This is a genomic window from Streptacidiphilus melanogenes (assembly GCF_000787835.1).
Lineage (GTDB): Bacteria > Actinomycetota > Actinomycetes > Streptomycetales > Streptomycetaceae > Streptacidiphilus > Streptacidiphilus melanogenes.
Genome location: NZ_BBPP01000038.1, coordinates 21,810 through 38,314 on the forward strand (window position 1 = coordinate 21,810; position 16,505 = coordinate 38,314).

A 16,505-nucleotide genomic window follows, 5' to 3' on the forward strand; every position below is an offset into this window, starting at 1 on the left:
GTCGCGCCCGCGCGGCGGAGCCGCAGGTTGGTACAGCCCCGCGCCCCTGGAGGGTGCAACTGACCGTGCTGCTACCCTTGCGCCATGCGAACTGCGCGCCTGCTCCTTAGCCGGCCGCGCTGACAAGGACCGGCCTGCTCGAAGCCACGATGGCCGGAGTCAGCGTGGCGACCCCTCCTGCACGAGGGGTTTTTTCGTTTTCCGGCGCAAAGACACACTTCCGAGCTGGCACCCCTGGAGTCTGAGGACGATGAGCGAGAGCACCTCCGAGGCGGCTGCGGCCGCTCCGTACCGGTACACCCACGCCCTGGCGGCGCAGATCGAGGCCCGCTGGCAGGACCGCTGGGAGAAGGACGGCGTCTTCGCCGCCCCGAACCCGGTCGGACCGCTCGCGGAGGCCCACGCTGCCGGCGAAGTCGAGAAGCCGCACGCGTTCATCATGGACATGTTCCCGTACCCGTCGGGCGCCGGCCTGCACGTCGGTCACCCGCTGGGGTACATCGCGACCGACGTGTACGCCCGCCACCTGCGGATGACCGGCTTCAACGTGCTGCACACGATGGGCTTCGACGCCTTCGGCCTGCCCGCCGAGCAGTACGCGGTGCAGACCGGCACCCACCCGCGGGTGACCACCGAGGCCAACATCGCCAAGTACCGGGAGCAGCTGCGCAGTCTGGGCCTGGGCCACGACCTGCGGCGCTCGATCTCCACGATCGACCCGTCGTACTACAAGTGGACCCAGTGGATCTTCCTGCAGATCTTCAACTCCTGGTTCGATCCGTCCGTCCAGGCCGCCCGCCCGATCTCCGAGCTGATCGCGAAGTTCGAGTCCGGCGCCATGGCGACCCCGGACGGCCGCGCCTGGTCCGCGCTGACCCCGGCCGAGCGGGACGAGGTGCTGGGCGAGTACCGCCTGGCCTTCGTCAAGCAGGCGCCGGTCAACTGGTGTCCTGGTCTGGGCACGGTGCTGGCCAACGAGGAGGTCACCGCCGACGGCCGCTCCGAGCGCGGCAACTTCCCCGTCTTCAAGGCCAACCTGCGCCAGTGGATGATGCGGATCACCGCCTACGCGGACCGCCTGATCGACGACCTGGACCTGCTGGACTGGCCCGAGGCCATCAAGCTGCAGCAGCGCAACTGGATCGGCCGGTCCGAGGGCGCCAAGGTCGACTTCAGGGTGCACACCACCGAGGCCGGGGACGGTGAGGCGGCGATCACCGTTTTCACCACCCGCCCGGACACGCTGTTCGGCGCCACCTACATGGTGCTGGCGCCCGAGCACGAGCTGGTCGAGTCGATCGTGCCCGCCGCCTGGCCGTCCGCGGATCTGCCCGCGGAGTGGACCGGCGGCTACGCCACGCCCGCCGAGGCGGTGGCGGAGTACCGCCGCCAGGCCGCGGCCAAGACGGACATCGAGCGCCAGGCCGACGCCAAGACCAAGACCGGCGTCTTCACCGGCACCTACGCGGTCAACCCGGTCAGCGGCGAGCTGGTGCCGGTCTTCATCGCCGACTACGTGCTGATGGGCTACGGCACCGGCGCGATCATGGCCGTCCCGGCGCACGACAGCCGCGACTTCGCCTTCGCGCGCGCCTTCCAGCTGCCGATGCGCTGCGTCGTCCAGCCGTCCGACGACCGCGGCACCGACCCGTCGACGTGGGACGAGTCCTTCGACTCCTACGACGCCGCCATCGTCAACTCCAAGAACGACTTCGTCTCGCTGGACGGCCTGGGCGTCGTCGACGCCAAGAAGGCCATCACCGACTGGCTGGCCTCCCAGGGCATCGGCGAGAGCACCGTCAACTACAAGCTGCGCGACTGGCTGTTCAGCCGTCAGCGGTACTGGGGCGAGCCGTTCCCGATCGTCTACGACGAGGACGGCGTCGCGCACTCGCTGCCGCAGTCGATGCTGCCGGTCGAGCTGCCCGAGATCGAGGACTACTCGCCGCGCACCTTCGACCCGGACGACGCGGACACCCAGCCCGAGACGCCGCTGTCGCGCGCCGAGGAGTGGGTCAACGTCACCCTGGACCTGGGCGACGGGCCGAAGCAGTACCGCCGCGAGACCAACACCATGCCCAACTGGGCCGGCTCGTGCTGGTACGAGCTGCGCTACGTCGACCCGGAGGACGACACCGAGGTCGTCAACCCGGTCAACGAGGCCTACTGGATGGGCCCGACCGAGGCCAACAAGGCCGGTGGGGTCGACCTGTACGTCGGCGGCGCCGAGCACGCCGTGCTGCACCTGCTGTACGCGCGCTTCTGGCACAAGGTGCTGTTCGACCTGGGCCATGTCAGCTCCTGCGAGCCGTTCCACAAGCTGTTCAACCAGGGCATGATCCAGGCCTACGTCTACCGTGACGAGCGCGGCTTCCCGGTTCCGGCCGCCGAGGTCGAGGAGCGCGACGGCGTCTGGTACTTCGAGGGCAAGCCGGTCAGCCGCGAGATCGGCAAGATCGGCAAGTCGCTGAAGAACGTCGTCGCGCCGGAGGAGGTCACCGGCGAGTACAGCGTCGACACGCTGCGCCTGTACGAGATGGCGATGGGCCCGCTGGACGTCTCCCGTCCCTGGGACACCCGCGCCGTCGTCGGCTCCTTCCGCTTCCTGCAGCGCCTGTGGCGCACCATCGTCGACGAGGAGACCGGCGAGGTCGTCGTCACCGACGAGACGCCGGACGAGGAGACGCTGCGCGCGCTGCACCGCGCGATCGACGGTGTCCGCACCGACATGACGGCCCTGCGCTTCAACACGGCGGTCGCCAAGGCCACGGAGCTGAACAACTTCCTGGTCAAGCGCGGTTCCACGCCGCGTGTGGTCGCCGAGCAGGCGGTGCTGCTGGTCGCCCCGCTGGCCCCGCACATCGCCGAGGAGCTGTGGGAGAAGCTGGGCCACGAGGAGTCGCTGACCCACGCCCAGCTGCCCGAGGCCGACCCGGCGTACCTGGTCGAGGACTCGGTGACCTGCGTCGTGCAGATCAAGGGCAAGGTCCGCGCCCGCCTGGAGGTGCCGCCGGCCATCGGCGACGCCGAGCTGGAGACGCTGGCGCTGGCCGACCCTGCGGTCGTGGCCGCGCTGGGCGGGGCCGAGGTGCGCAAGGTGATCGTGCGCGCCCCGAAGCTGGTCAACATCGTCATCTGAGCGTCCCGCACCGACGAACCAGACGACGAAGAGACCGATGAAGAACTGAGACCGGAAGGGACGGGTCCGCCTGTCCCTTCCGGTCTTCCGGCAGGTAACCTCCAGGCCATGTCCGTCGCCATCCTCACCGACTCCACCGCGTATCTTCCGGAGGAGGCGGTGGCCCGCTACGGGATCTCCGTCGTCCCGCTCAGCGTGGTCATCGGCGACCAGGTCCTGGCCGAGGGGACCGAGATCTCTCCGGCCGAGGTCGCCGCCGCGCTGCAGCGCAGGGCGCCGGTCACCACCTCCCGCCCCAACCCCGAGGCGTTCGCGGCGGCGTACCGCGATGCCGCGGAGGCGGGCGCGAGCGAGGTCGTCTCGCTGCACATCTCCGCCGCGCTCTCCGGCACCTACGAGGCGGCGCTGCTCGCCGCCGAGGAGGCGCCGCTTCCGGTGCGCGTCGTCGACACCCGCATGGTCGGCATGGCGCTCGGCTACTGCGTCCTCGCCGCCGCCGCGACCGCCCGCAGCGGCGGCACCGCCGACCAGGCCGTCGAGGCGGCCACCGCCCGCGCCAAGGGCACCGCGGGCCTCTTCTACGTCGACACCCTGGAGTACCTTCGCCGGGGCGGGCGCATCGGCGCGGCGCGGGCCATGCTCGGCTCCGCGCTCGCCGTCAAGCCGCTGCTGCACCTGGCGGACGGTCAGATCCAGCCGCTGGAGAAGGTCCGCACCGCGGGCCGGGCCATCGCCCGTCTGGAGGAGCTCGCCGTCGCCCATGCAGGCGCGCACGAGGTGGATCTGGCGGTCCACCACCTCGCCGCCCCCGACCGGGCGCAGGCCCTCGCCGAGCGGCTGCGGGAGCAGGTTCCGCAGCTCGGCGAGCTCGTCGTCTCAGAGGTGGGCGCGGTCATCGGCGCGCACGCCGGGCCCGGGCTGCTGGCCGTCGTGGTCTCCCCGCGCTGAGGCACGCTCCCGGGTCGCTCAGGTGCTGCGTGCACGACGTGGATTGACCCGCGCCAGCGCGGGCATCCTCCCGGCAACTGCGCCCTTTGGGACACAAGGGGCATGCGGGGAGGAGAGGGCCATGGCGTTCGTCTGCCCTGACTGCGGGATGGCCGAACAGGTCGTCAAGCTCGACCACTACTACCTGGCCCTGCCCGACGGCAGCGCCCTCAAGTCCTCGTTCGCGCCGCCCGCCGGGCGCACCGCGAGCTACGGCGCACCGCTGCTCGTCGGCGTCGTCGGCGCGTTCTTCGTGATCGACCACGCGGTCGTGCTGGGCCTGATGCTCCTGCTGACGGCAGGTGTCGTCGGGATGGTCGTCTCGCGCGGCGTCGACGAGGCCCGCAGGGCCCGGGACACCTGGGAACGGCAGATGTTCTGCCGTCACTGCGCGATCTGCTTCGTGCCGGAGGACCCGGTCGAGTAGCTCGTTCGGGTGAGCGGGTTTTCCACAGGGCCGGGTTTTCCACAGTCCGTCAGGTCGTCCGGGACGTCTGTGCACGACGGCTCCTAACGTCGGGCGCATGCGAACCGCCTTCACCCCTGCGGCCCGGGCCCGTCGCGAGGCGACGACGGCCCTGGTACGCCACCGCGTCGACACCCTCTTCGGTCCCCGGGACGCCTTTCCCGCGGTCCCGGTCCCGGTCTCAGGCTCGGCTTCCGCCGCGAGTCCGTCGCCCGTGCCTCCTCCCTCGCCGGTGCCGGTGCCGGTGCCGGTGCCCGTACCGGTTCCGGTGGCCGGGGCGACGTCCGTGCTGCCGCTGGCCGCGCCGGACCCGCCGCGGTCGCGAGCGCCGCTCGCCTCTTCCCTCGCGCTCGCGCTGAAGGAGCGCTGGGACCTCGATCGTCGGGCGCTGCTCGGGCTGGCCGTGCTGCTCGTGCTGGCCCTCGGCTACGGCGTCCAGCACTTCTGGGCGGGCCGTCCCGAGCCGGTCGCCGTCCCCGCCCCGGCCGTGGAGGGGACGGCCGCGGTGGGGGCGGCGTCCCCCTCGTCCGGGGCGGGCCCCGGGGCGGCGTCCGGCGGTCCGGCTCCGAGCACCACGGCCATCGCGCAGCTGGTGGTCGACGTCTCCGGCAAGGTGCGCAATCCCGGCCTGCGCACCCTGCCGCCCGGCTCCCGGGTGCAGGACGCACTCAACGCCGCGGGCGGCCCGCTCCCGGGCACCGACCTGACGGGCCTCAACCTCGCCCGCAAGGTCGGCGACGGGGAGGAGATCATCGTCGGCGGCCCGGCCCAAAGCCCCGGCGGCACGGCCCACGCCTCCGGCCCGCTCAGCCTCAGCTCGGCCACCGAGGCCCAACTCGACGCGCTCCCGGGCATCGGCCCGGTCCTGGCCCAGCGCATCGTCCAGTTCCGCGAGCAGCACGGCGGCTTCCAGTCCGTCGACCAGCTCCGCCTCGTCCCGGGGTTCGGCGACCGCCGCCTTCAGGACCTCCGCGCCCAGCTCCGGCCATGACGCTCCACGACGAGCAGCCCAGGCCTTCGGCGAACGAGCCACCGGCCCGGCCTTCCGGTCGGCCGGGGCGTCACCGACCCGTGGACGGGCCGGCGGCTGGGGAGGAGCGTCCGCCGGATTGGAGGCTGGTCGGGCCGGCGGTGGTGGTGTGGGGGGTGAGCGCTGCGTTGCTGCCGCTGCGAGGCGCCCATGCCGGGTGGGTGTTCGGGGCGGCGGGTGTTGCGGGGGCGGTCGGGTTCGGGCTGGTGCGGTGCCGGGTGCGGCCGCGGGTGATTGCCGCGCTGCTGCTCAGCGCCGCCGCGGCCGCCTTCGCCGTCGGGCTGGCCGGGGTGGCGCTGACCCGTGGGCCGGTGCCGCAGCTGGCCCGCTCGGGCCGTCCGGCCGAGGTGCGGTTGACCGTGGTCACCGACCCGGAGCGTCGCGGCACGGACGGGAACACGGTGCTGCGCGCCGTCGTCGACGGCGTGGCGGGGACGGCGACCGGCACGCCCGTCCGCGTGGTGGCGCGCGGCTCGGCGGCGGGGGAGTGGCTGCGGATGCTGCCGTCGACCAGGGTGGTCGCCGTCGTCCGCGCCCGTCCGGTCACCGCCGACGATCCGCCGGACATCGCCGCGTCGCTGCTGACGACGGATCAGCCGCGCGTGCTCGCGCCGCCCGACGTCGTCGAGCGGGCGGCGGGCGCTCTGCGGGCGGGGCTGCGCCGCGCGGTCGCGCCGCTGCCCGAGGACGAGCGGGCCCTCCTCCCCGGGCTCGTCGACGGGGACACCAGCGCGATGACGTCCGACCTCGACGAGGCGTTCGTCGCCACCGACCTGACGCACCTGACGGCGGTCAGCGGCTCGAACCTGTCGATCATGATGGTGCTGCTGATCGGCCGCGCCTCCCGCGCCCGCACCCCGGAACGCGGCGGCCTCGCCGCCCGCCTCGGGCTGCCGCTGCGCGGCTCGGCCCTCGCGGGCGCACTGCTGACGGCCGCATTCGTCGTGCTGTGCCGCCCCGAGCCCAGCGTGCTCCGCGCGGCCGCCACCGGCCTGGTGATACTGCTCGGCCTGGCCACCGGCCGTCGCGCCAGCCCGCTGCCCGCCCTCGCAGGGGCGACCTTGGTGCTGATCCTCGCGGACCCGGCCCTCGCCCGTTCCTACGGCTTCGCCCTCTCCGCGCTGGCCACCGCGGGGCTCGTCACCGTCGGCCCGCGTTGGGCCGAGGCACTGCGCGCCCACGGCTGGCCCGCCCGTCTCGCCGAGCCGGTCGCGGCCGCCGCGGCGGCGCAGGCCTGGTGCGGGCCGCTGCTGGTGCTGCGCTCCGGGCGGCTCTCCCTCGTCGCCGTCCCGTGCAACCTCCTTGCGGAGCTCTGCGTCGCGCCCGCGACGGTGCTCGGATTCGCCGCGCTCGCCGTCGCGCCGCTCTGGCTCACGGGCGCGCAGTGGATCGCCAGGGCGGCAGCGGCCCCCGTCTGGGCGCTGATCCAGGTGGCCCGCTGCGGCGCCGCCCTGCCCGGCGCGGAGATCGGCTGGCCCGCTGGCTGGCCGGGCGCAGCCCTGCTCGTCGCCGTCACGTGCGCCCTGGTCGCCGCCGCGGCCTGGCTGCGCCGCCCTCTGGTCGCCGTGTTCCTGACGCTGTGCCTGCTGCTCCTCCTGCTGCGGCCGCCTCCGCTCACCCGGCTCGCCACGGGCTGGCCGCCGGCCGGCTGGCGTCTGGTCGCCTGCGACGTGGGTCAGGGCGACGCGCTGGTGCTGTCACCGGGCGGCGATCCGGACACCGCGATCCTGGTCGACGCCGGTCCCGACCCGCACGTCGTCGACGGTTGCCTGCGCGCCCTCGGGGTCACCACCCTCCCACTGGTGATCCTCACCCACGACCACGCCGACCACGTCGAGGGTCTGCCCGGGGTCCTGCACGGCCGCCGCGTCGGCGCGGTCGAGACCACGACGGTCGACGACCCGCCCGCCGAGTACGCGCGGGTCCGCCGGTGGACCGCCGAGGCCGGCGTCCCGCTGATCCGCGCCGTGCGCGGCGAGCGGCGCACGCTCGGCGTTCTGCACTGGGAGGTGCTGTGGCCGCCGGACCCCTCCGGGGACTACGTTCCGCCGGGCCCCAACAACGCCTCGGTCGCGCTCCTGGTCACTCTTCCGGGCCTGCGGTTCGCCCTGCTGGGTGATCTGGAGCCGGCCGCCCAGCAGCGGCTCCTCGCCGCCCTCGGCGGAGCTCCCGGCGCGGCGCGCGTGGACGTCCTCAAGGTGGCGCACCACGGCTCGGCGAAGCAGGACCGGGCCCTGATCGAGGCGCTGCGGCCGCGGCTCGCCATGATCTCCGTCGGCCAGGGCAACCGCTACGGCCATCCGGCGCCCTCGACGCTGCGCCTGCTCCGCACGCTCGGCACCACGGTGCTGCGCACCGACCAGCAAGGGGACCTGGCTGTGCTCACCCTCGACGGAGCGCTCGCGGTCGCGGTGCACGGAGGGGAGCCGATAATGGCCAGGTGACCACGACGAGCGACCAGATCGACCACTACGTGCTGGTTCTGCCCGACCGCGACGCGGCGGAGGAGCTGGCGGCCCGCCTCAAGAGCGCCCACCCCGGCCTGCCCGACCCCGAACTCCACCGCGAGGCCCTCGCCGGCGAGGACGACGCGGAGGACGCCCAGTGGCTCGTCGTCCTCGACCCGCCGCTCCCCAACACCCTCTCCGTCGTCGACCTCCAGGATCTCGTCACCGAGTACGACGGCTGGCTGGAGGACTACTAGCCCGGATCTGCCGGGACCAGGGTCCGGCCGGGGCGGATTGCTGCTGGGGCTAGGGTCGGGGGCACAGCTCAGGGCCGCGGAGGGGACGCCGACGTCGACGCCGCTGCGTACCCCGGGCGGCGCAACCGACCCTGAGCACACAAAGCTGTGCACGCGACCCCGAGCCGCGACCCTGAACACCTGAGGAGCCCCGCACTGAGCACGCCCGTAGCCGAGACCGTGTCGATCCTGCTCCTCGCGGTCGTGCTCGTCTGCGCCGTCGTGCGGCCCTTCGGCTGGCCGGAGGCCGTCGCCGCGGTGCCCGCCGCCGGGCTGCTCGTCGCGTTCGGCGCGGTGACGCCCGCGCACGCCCTGTCCGAGGCGTCGCGTCTGGGGCCGGTCATCGGGTTCCTCGCCGCCGTGCTGGTGCTGGCGCAGCTCTGCGCCGACGAGGGCCTCTTCGAGGCCTGCGGCGCCTGGATGGCGCGCAGCGCCGCGGGGCGGCCGCGTCGCCTGTTTGTCCAGGTCTTCGCCTTCGCCTCGGTCACCACAGCCGTGCTCAGCCTGGACGCGACGGTCGTGCTGCTGACTCCCGTGGTCTTCGCCACCACCGCACGCCTCGAGGCACGTCCCAAGCCGCACGTCTATGCCTGCGCACACCTGTCGAACTCCGCTTCGCTGCTCCTGCCGGTCTCCAACCTGACCAACCTGCTCGCCTTCACCGCGGCCGGTCTCAGCTTCACCCGCTTCACCGCGTTGATGGCGCTGCCCTGGCTGGTCGCGATCGCCGTCGAGTACGCGGTGCTGCGCCGCTTCTTCGCCGCCGACCTCGACGCGGGCGCGGCGGCGACGGACCCCGGACCGGCCCGGGAGCTGCCCCTGTTCGCGCTCGTCACGGTCGCCTGCACGCTCGCCGGCTTCGTCCTCACCTCCGTCCTCGGGGTCAACCCCGTGTGGGCGGCGGCGGCCGGAGCCGCCGTCATGGCCGTGCGTGCGCTGGTGCGCCGCCACACCACACCGCGGGCGATCGTCCGCTCGGCCGCCCTGCCCTTCCTGGCCTTCGTGCTGGGCCTCGGTATCGTCGTGCAGGCCGTGGTCGACAACGGGATGTCGGCGGCCTTGGCCCACCTCGTCCCGGGCGGGACCTCACTGCCTGCGCTCCTGGGCATCGCCGCGCTCGCGGCGCTGCTCGCGAACGTCATCAACAACCTGCCCGCCACCCTCGTCCTGGTCCCGCTCACCGCCCCCACCGGCCCCGGCGCGGTGCTCGCGGTCCTGCTGGGCGTGAACATCGGCCCCAATCTGACCTACGCGGGCTCCCTCGCCACGCTGCTGTGGCGGCGCATCATGGGCGAACACGACACGGAGGTGGAGTTGGGTGAGTTCACCCGGCTCGGGCTGCTGACCGTGCCGCTCGCGCTGGTCGCGACGGTGCTCGCGTTGTGGGGCGGGCTGCAGACCATCGGCGTGTGACGGCCCCAGGTCGAGCGGGCGGAGCTGTGCTGTCCCCAGGCGGTAGTGATCATGTCACCCGCCGGTAACAGACGGATCCGGACGCAACCGGACGTACCGCATGCCCGTCATCGCGGGTGGCGGCACGAACGTGCCGCGTTTCCCGAGTGGGGGGTACCACCGTGTTCGGTCCTGTCCGCAATGCCCGCAGAGCCGTCGTGGCTATGACGCTGCTGTCCACCACCTGCCTGGCGCTGACCGCCTGTCAGGGGGCGGCCTCCGCCGACCCGACCGGCGCGGCGCCCGCGGCCTCGCAGTCCCCGACGTCGACCTCGGCGCCGACGCCGCAGGCGACGCCGACCGACACCGGCGCGCCGGTCGCCACGCCGACCGCGACCCGTACCGGTGCGAGCACGGTTCCCGTGGACCTCGTCCGCTGCGCGCCCGAGAACCTGACGGCCGCGCCCGCGCAGCCGCAGCCCTCGAACGCCGCCACCTCGACCTACGACGAGGACGTCAAGCTGACCAACAGCGGGCACAGCGCCTGCGAGCTGAAGGGCTTCCCGACCGTCGCGGTGGCCGGCGAGGGTGATCCCACGCACAACCGGCCGCTGAAGGTCACCCCGAGCGGTGCCGCGCACGCGGTGCGTCTGGCTCCCGGCCAGAGCGCCTGGCTGAAGCTGAGCTTCCGCGTGGTGATGGGCGAGGCGGACGGCTACTGCGCCTCCGGCGCCACCCCCACGTCCGCCCCGTCGCTGGTCGTCGGCTTCGGCAACGGCGGCATCCAGGTCGGGCCGGCGGACGGCACCTTCGCCGAGTGCGACGACGTCGTCTGGGCCTCGTCCTTCCTGACGACCCACCCCTGAGCCAACCTCTCGAGCCTGAGCCGACATCTGCACCCACCCCTTCGGCGGGGAGCCGGCCGACGTGCTCCCCGCTGTTTGTCGTGCCCCGCTGCCGGTCGTGCCGCGCTGTCGGTCGTGGCGGATAGGGTGGTTCGCGATGGCCAGGAAACCCTCCGAAGATCTGCTCTCCCCGCTGACCCTCATCGTCGGGCAGGAGGAGCTGCTGCTCGACCGTGCCGTGGCGCAGACGGTCGCCGCCGCGCGGGCCGACGATCCGGACACCGACGTCCGCGATCTCCTGCCCGGCGCGCTGCAGCCCGGCATGCTCAGCGAACTGACGAGCCCTTCGCTCTTCTCCGAGCGGAAGGTCATCGTCGTGCGCGCCGCGCAGGACGCCGGGGCGGACGTGGTCAAGGAGCTCAAGGCCTACATCGAGGATCCGGCCCCCGACGTGATGCTCCTGCTCGTCCACGCCGGCGGCGCGAAGGGCAAGGCGCTGCTGGAGGCGGGCAAGAAGGCCGGTGCGCGCGAGGTCGCGTGCCCGAAGCTGACCAAGCCCACGGAGAAGCTCGCCTTCGTCCGTGCGGAGTTCCGCGGGGCCGGCCGTTCGGCCAGCGAGGACGCCTGCCGTGCCCTGCTGGACGCGGTGGGCGGGGATCTCCGTGAGCTGGCGAGCGCCGCGAGCCAGCTGGCCGCGGACACCGAGGGCACCATCGACGAGACGGTCGTCGCCCGGTACTACACCGGCCGCGCGGAGTCGACGGGCTTCCAGGTCGCCGACCTGGCGGTCGCGGGGCGCACCGCCGACGCGCTGGGCCAGCTGCGCTGGGCCCTGGCCGTGGGGGAGAAGCCCACCGGCATCGTCTTCGCCCTCGCCTCCGGCGTCCGCGCGATCGGCCGCGTCGCCACCGCGGACCGCGGCCTCCGCCCCGCCGACCTCGCCCGCGAGCTCGGCATGCCGCCGTGGAAGATCGACCGGGTGCGCCAGCAGGTGCGCGGCTGGTCCGGCGACGGCGTCGCCGCCGCGCTGCGCGCCATCGCCGAGGCGGACGCCGCGGTCAAGGGCGGCTCCGGCGACCCGGCGTACGCGCTGGAGCAGTGCGTCGTCGCTGTCGCCCAGGCGGCCCGGGCGCGGTAGCGCACGTCCCCGTCGCACGAGCGCGACGTCCGTTTCCTGCCAGCAGCCTCCGCATGCGGCGGGCCAGCATGGGCGCATGACCAGGTACCCAGTTCTCCCCATCGACCCGGCCGCCGTCAAGGAACTGCGAACGGCCGACGACGCGGCCCGGCCCTGCACCCCGTACGACGCGACTGCCGACGAAGCGGGCTCCCTGCTGCGCTGCTGCCTGAACCCCGTCACGGCCGGCGAGCGCATCGCCCTGGTGTCCTACGCCCCGCTGCGTCGCTGGGCCGCCGCGACGGGCGCCGACCCGGGCGCGTACGACGAGCAGGGTCCGATCTTCATCCACGCCGACGACTGCGGCGGGGCCACCCCCGGTGGGACGAGCAGTGGCGAGACGACCTCTGGCGAGGAGTATCCCGTCGCCCACCCGGGCGCCCGCCGGACCGTGCGCCGCTACGACGCCCGAGGCCGGATCGTGGGCGGTCGGCTTCTGGAGATCCCGGCCGATGCCACGGCCGGGTTCGACGCGGCCTTCGACGACGCCTTCGCCGACCCGGACGTGGCGCTCGTGCACGTCCGGGCGCTGGAGTTCGGGTGCTTCCTCTTCGAGGTGCGACGGCCGGCGGCCACGTAGTTGGCGACGCAGTGTTGGCGACGCAGTGTTGGCGACGCAGAAGGGCCCCGCTGCTCCTTCCGGAACAGCGGGGCCCTTCTGTCAGCTTCAGCTACTGCAGCCCACCCGCGTGGCGAACGCAGGCCGCGTGGGCTGCTGGGTTGTGCGGCTCGTCCGGGGCGTTTGAGAGGGAACGCATCCGGTCGAGCGGTCGATCAAGGAGTTCAGGCCTTGAGCGCGTCAACCTTGGTGGCCAGCGCGGACTTCTTGTTCGCGGCCTGGTTCTTGTGGATGACGCCCTTGCTGACGGCCTTGTCCAGCTCACGGGACGCGGCACGAGCCAGCTCGTCGGCCTTCGCGAAGTCGCCGGCCTCCACAGCCTCACGGGTCTTGCGGATGGCGGTCTTCAGCGACGACTTGACAGCCTTGTTGCGCTGACGAGCCTTCTCGTTGGTCTTGATGCGCTTGATCTGGGACTTGATGTTCGCCACGAATGAGCCTCAGTCTGAGTTGATTCTTCTGGGACTGCGTCCGAGCCGGGCCAGGTTAGAGGGCATGGCACAGCACAGACACGGTGACCCACGATACCAGACCTGTTCAGACCACCGATTCGCTGAAGTGTTCGACCAGCGGAAAAGGGTCGTAGAAGTGGTGCAGGAGCTCGCGCCACCGCGCGTACTCCGGCGACTTCCGGAAGCCCTCGGTGTGGTCCGTGAGCTGTTCCCATTCCACCAGCAGCAGGAAGCGTGAACCGCGGCCCTCGTCCACGCAGCGCCGCAGCTCCAGCGAGCGGAACCCCCGCTGGGCGGCGATCAGGGGACGGGCCTGGGTGAATGCCGCGAGGAAGGCCTCCTCCTCGCCGGGGCGGACGTCGAGCAGCGCGGACTCCATGATCATGGCCCAGGATTCTGCACCAGCGCCGCGCCATGGGACGATGGGTGGGAAAAACCACCTCCCGGCCGATCAGAAGAACTGGATCCTGAGTGTCCGCCATCCCGTCCAACGTTCCGGAGCCCAGCAACACCGACCCGGCGCTGATCCGCAACTTCTGCATCATCGCCCACATCGACCACGGCAAGTCGACCCTTGCCGACCGGATGCTGCAGATCACCGGCGTGGTCGACCCCCGGCAGATGCGCGCCCAGTACCTGGACCGGATGGACATCGAGCGCGAGCGCGGGATCACCATCAAGTCGCAGGCCGTGCGTCTGCCCTGGGCGCCGCTGACCGGCGCGGGCACCGGCACCACGCACATCCTGAACATGATCGACACGCCGGGCCACGTGGACTTCACCTACGAGGTCTCCCGCTCGCTGGCGGCCTGCGAGGGCACCCTCCTCGTGGTCGACGCCGCGCAGGGCATCGAGGCGCAGACCCTCGCCAACCTCTACCTGGCGCTGGAGAACGACCTCACGATCATCCCGGTGCTGAACAAGATCGACCTTCCGGCCGCGCAGCCCGACAAGTACGCGGAGGAGATCGCCCACATCATCGGCTGTGACCCGTCGGACGTGCTGCGCGCCAGCGCGAAGACCGGTCTCGGCGTCGAGGACATCCTGGACGCGGTCGTCGAGAAGGTCCCGGCCCCGGTCGGCGTCAAGGACGCCCCGGCCCGCGCGATGATCTTCGACTCCGTCTACGACGCCTACCGCGGTGTCGTCACCTACGTCCGTGTCGTCGACGGCCAGCTCAACAAGCGCGAGCGCATCGCGATGATGTCGACCGGCGCCACCCACGAGCTGCTGGAGATCGGCGTCATCTCGCCGGAGCCCAAGCCGTCGCAGGGCCTCGGCGTCGGCGAGGTGGGCTACCTGATCACCGGTGTGAAGGACGTCCGCCAGTCCCGAGTCGGTGACACCATCACCTCGATGCACAAGGGCGCCACGGAGGCGCTCGGCGGCTACAAGGACCCGAAGCCGATGGTCTTCTCGGGCCTGTATCCGCTGGACGGCTCGGACTACCCGCTGCTGCGCGACGCCCTGGACAAGCTGCGCCTGAACGACGCCGCGCTGGTCTACGAGCCGGAGACCTCGGTCGCGCTGGGCTTCGGCTACCGCTGTGGCTTCCTCGGCCTGCTGCACCTGGAGATCATCCGGGAGCGGCTGGAGCGCGAGTTCAACCTCGACCTGATCTCCACCGCCCCGAACGTGGTCTACCGGGTGATCATGGAGGACGGCTCCGAGCACATCGTCACCAACCCGAGCGAGTTCCCGAGCGGCAAGATCACTGAGGTCTACGAGCCGATCGTGCGCGGCACCATCCTCGCCCCGAACGAATTCGTCGGCGCGATCATGGAGCTCTGCCAGGCGCGCCGCGGCTCGCTCCAGGGCATGGACTACCTCTCCGAGGACCGCGTCGAGATCCGCTACAACCTGCCGCTCGCGGAGATCGTCTTCGACTTCTTCGACCAGCTGAAGTCCAAGACCCGCGGCTACGCCTCGCTCGACTACGAGCCCATCGGCGAGCAGAGCGCCAACCTGGTCCGCGTGGACATCCTGCTCCAGGGCGAGCAGGTGGACGCCTTCTCCGCGATCGTCCACCGCGACAAGGCGTACAACTACGGCGTGATGATGGCCGGCAAGCTGCAGAAGCTGATCCCGCGCCAGCAGTTCGAGGTGCCGATCCAGGCCGCGATCGGCTCCCGCGTCATCGCCCGTGAGACCGTCCGCGCGATGCGCAAGGACGTCCTCGCCAAGTGCTACGGCGGTGACATCTCCCGCAAGCGGAAGCTGCTGGAGAAGCAGAAGGAAGGCAAGAAGCGCATGAAGATGGTCGGCCGCGTGGAGGTCCCGCAGGAGGCCTTCATCGCCGCGCTGTCCACCGACGACAACGCGGCCGCCGCCGAGAAGAAGAAGTAGTCCGGCCGGAGCCGGACAGGGCCCCCTCGGGCGTCACCCGTGACGTCTGAGGGGGCCTCACCTTTGTCGGTGCTCTCACGCGACTGCGGTAACCTCCCGGTGCCGAGGGGGCGGATCGACACCGACGGGGACGGGACATGACGCAGCAGGACGGATTCACGGATCCCAGGACGTTCAGCTCGGTCGGTCTGGACCGTCTCGGCGCCAAGCCGCTGCGCGCCACCGACCCGCGCCGGGTCGGACCCTACGCGATCGTCGCCGTGCTGGGCGGCGGCGGTATGGGCCGGATCTACCTGGGCCGTGACGCCGACGGCGCGTCAGGGCTGGCCGCGGTCAAGGTGATCCGTCCCGAGTACGCCGAGGACGAGGGCTTCCGGCGCCGCTTCGAGCGCGAGTCCGCGTCGCTCGCGCGGGTGCGCGGCGAGCAGGCCGCGGTGCTGCTCGGCAGCGGCTACGACGGCGACCTGCTGTGGATGGCCACCGAGTACATCCCCGGCCCCAGCCTCTCCGAGGCCGTCGCCTCCTCCGGTCCGCTCGGCGCCACCGGCGCGTGGCGTCTCGCGCTCGAACTCGCCCAGGCCATCGGGGCGATGGAGCGCGTCGGGGTGGTCCACCGGGACATCAAGCCGTCCAACGTCATCCTCGGCCCGGCCGGCTGCCGCGTCATCGACTTCGGCATCTCCCAGGCCGCCGACACCAGCGCCATCACCACCACCGGTCAGCAGGTCGGCACCCCCGCCTACATGTCGCCGGAGCAGGTCCGCGGCCAGACGGTCGCGACCTCCTCCGACCTCTTCGCCCTCGGCTCCGTCCTCGCCTTCGCCGTCACCGGCTCCGGCCCGTTCGGCGACGGCACCACCGTGGACGTGCTGCACCGCGTCGCGTTCGAGGAGCCCAAGCCGGACGTGCTGGACCGGGTCGAGGACGTCGACCCGCACCTGGCCGAGCTGGTGCGCGCGTGCCTGGACAAGGACCAGGCCGCCCGCCCCACCGCGCCGGACGTCGCCGAGCGGGCCGCGCTGCGGCAGGTGGCCGCGCCCTGGTCCCCGGAGCTGGGCGCGGCCATCATGTCCCGCGTCGAGGTGGCGATCGCCGTGCAGGCGCTGCCGCTCCCGGCGCCGGACGCGCCCGCGGGCCCGGTGGCCGACGACGGCACGATGCTGCTGGGCGGCCGCGGCACCGGCGCCCCGTTGGCCGCCACGCCCACGCAGACGGCGATGCCCACGCCGCCGACCGCGCAGGCGGCCTTCCCGTCGCCCTCCCACACGCCGCATCAGCCGTCGTTCCAGCCCTCGTCCCAGGGACCCGT

General features: G+C 72.5%; 14 protein-coding genes. 12 read left to right on the forward strand and 2 right to left on the reverse strand.

The window, feature by feature from the left end; translation table 11 throughout:
• The first annotated feature begins 250 nt into the window (after window positions 1-250).
• From leuS to TR49_RS30290, 10 genes are all read left to right on the forward strand, one after another.
• A complete protein-coding gene (leuS, locus tag TR49_RS30245) occupies window positions 251-3,139 on the forward strand; it encodes a leucine--tRNA ligase (RefSeq protein WP_042387212.1) in 2,889 nt (962 codons plus the stop codon).
• Window positions 3,140-3,247: 108 nt separating this feature from the next.
• Window positions 3,248-4,087: a DegV family protein gene (locus tag TR49_RS30250; protein ID WP_042387214.1), complete on the forward strand. Its 840-nt coding sequence runs from the start codon at window positions 3,248-3,250 to the stop codon at window positions 4,085-4,087.
• Window positions 4,088-4,208: 121 nt separating this feature from the next.
• Window positions 4,209-4,553 (forward strand): hypothetical protein, encoded by a 345-nt coding sequence (locus TR49_RS30255; protein WP_042387215.1) that lies wholly within the window; start codon window positions 4,209-4,211, stop codon window positions 4,551-4,553.
• A 97-nt stretch (window positions 4,554-4,650) separates the two neighbouring features.
• A complete protein-coding gene (locus TR49_RS30260; protein ID WP_084725601.1) occupies window positions 4,651-5,583 on the forward strand; it encodes a ComEA family DNA-binding protein in 933 nt (310 codons plus the stop codon).
• A gap of 155 nt (window positions 5,584-5,738) precedes the next feature.
• Complete coding sequence (locus tag TR49_RS30265) at window positions 5,739-8,066, forward strand: ComEC/Rec2 family competence protein (RefSeq protein ID WP_236653590.1); 2,328 nt, start codon at window positions 5,739-5,741, stop codon at window positions 8,064-8,066.
• Window positions 8,063-8,326 (forward strand): hypothetical protein, encoded by a 264-nt coding sequence (locus TR49_RS30270; RefSeq protein WP_236653591.1) that lies wholly within the window; start codon window positions 8,063-8,065, stop codon window positions 8,324-8,326. Before TR49_RS30265 ends, TR49_RS30270 begins: the two co-directional genes overlap by 4 nt.
• Before the next feature lie 195 nt (window positions 8,327-8,521).
• Window positions 8,522-9,778 carry an SLC13 family permease gene (locus TR49_RS30275; RefSeq protein WP_042387275.1) on the forward strand — a complete coding sequence of 419 codons (1,257 nt, stop codon included), beginning with the start codon at window positions 8,522-8,524 and terminating at the stop codon, window positions 9,776-9,778.
• A 203-nt stretch (window positions 9,779-9,981) separates the two neighbouring features.
• Window positions 9,982-10,623 carry a DUF4232 domain-containing protein gene (locus TR49_RS40925; RefSeq protein WP_042387218.1) on the forward strand — a complete coding sequence of 214 codons (642 nt, stop codon included), beginning with the start codon at window positions 9,982-9,984 and terminating at the stop codon, window positions 10,621-10,623.
• Window positions 10,624-10,759: 136 nt separating this feature from the next.
• Complete coding sequence (gene holA, locus TR49_RS30285) at window positions 10,760-11,740, forward strand: DNA polymerase III subunit delta (protein ID WP_042387219.1); 981 nt, start codon at window positions 10,760-10,762, stop codon at window positions 11,738-11,740.
• Between the two features lie 76 nt (window positions 11,741-11,816).
• Complete coding sequence (locus TR49_RS30290; RefSeq protein WP_042387220.1) at window positions 11,817-12,359, forward strand: DUF1203 domain-containing protein; 543 nt, start codon at window positions 11,817-11,819, stop codon at window positions 12,357-12,359.
• A gap of 203 nt (window positions 12,360-12,562) precedes the next feature.
• On the opposite strand, the gene rpsT is transcribed toward TR49_RS30290, so the two are convergent.
• Together rpsT and TR49_RS30300 are read right to left on the reverse strand one after the other, a co-directional pair.
• Window positions 12,563-12,829: a 30S ribosomal protein S20 gene (rpsT, locus tag TR49_RS30295; protein WP_042367960.1), complete on the reverse strand. Its 267-nt coding sequence runs from the start codon at window positions 12,827-12,829 to the stop codon at window positions 12,563-12,565.
• Window positions 12,830-12,935: 106 nt separating this feature from the next.
• On the reverse strand, window positions 12,936-13,235 hold the full coding sequence (locus tag TR49_RS30300) for an antibiotic biosynthesis monooxygenase family protein (RefSeq protein WP_042387222.1): 300 nt from the start codon (window positions 13,233-13,235) through the stop codon (window positions 12,936-12,938).
• An 86-nt stretch (window positions 13,236-13,321) separates the two neighbouring features.
• Here TR49_RS30300 and lepA point away from each other — a divergent pair, with 86 nt between their 5' ends.
• Together lepA and TR49_RS30310 are read left to right on the forward strand one after the other, a co-directional pair.
• Entirely contained in the window at window positions 13,322-15,196 is a 1,875-nt protein-coding gene (gene lepA / locus TR49_RS30305) for a translation elongation factor 4 (protein ID WP_042387223.1), read from the forward strand.
• A gap of 137 nt (window positions 15,197-15,333) precedes the next feature.
• Window positions 15,334-16,505 (forward strand): serine/threonine-protein kinase (locus TR49_RS30310; protein ID WP_152627526.1); only part of this gene is annotated, 1,172 nt, incomplete at its 3' end.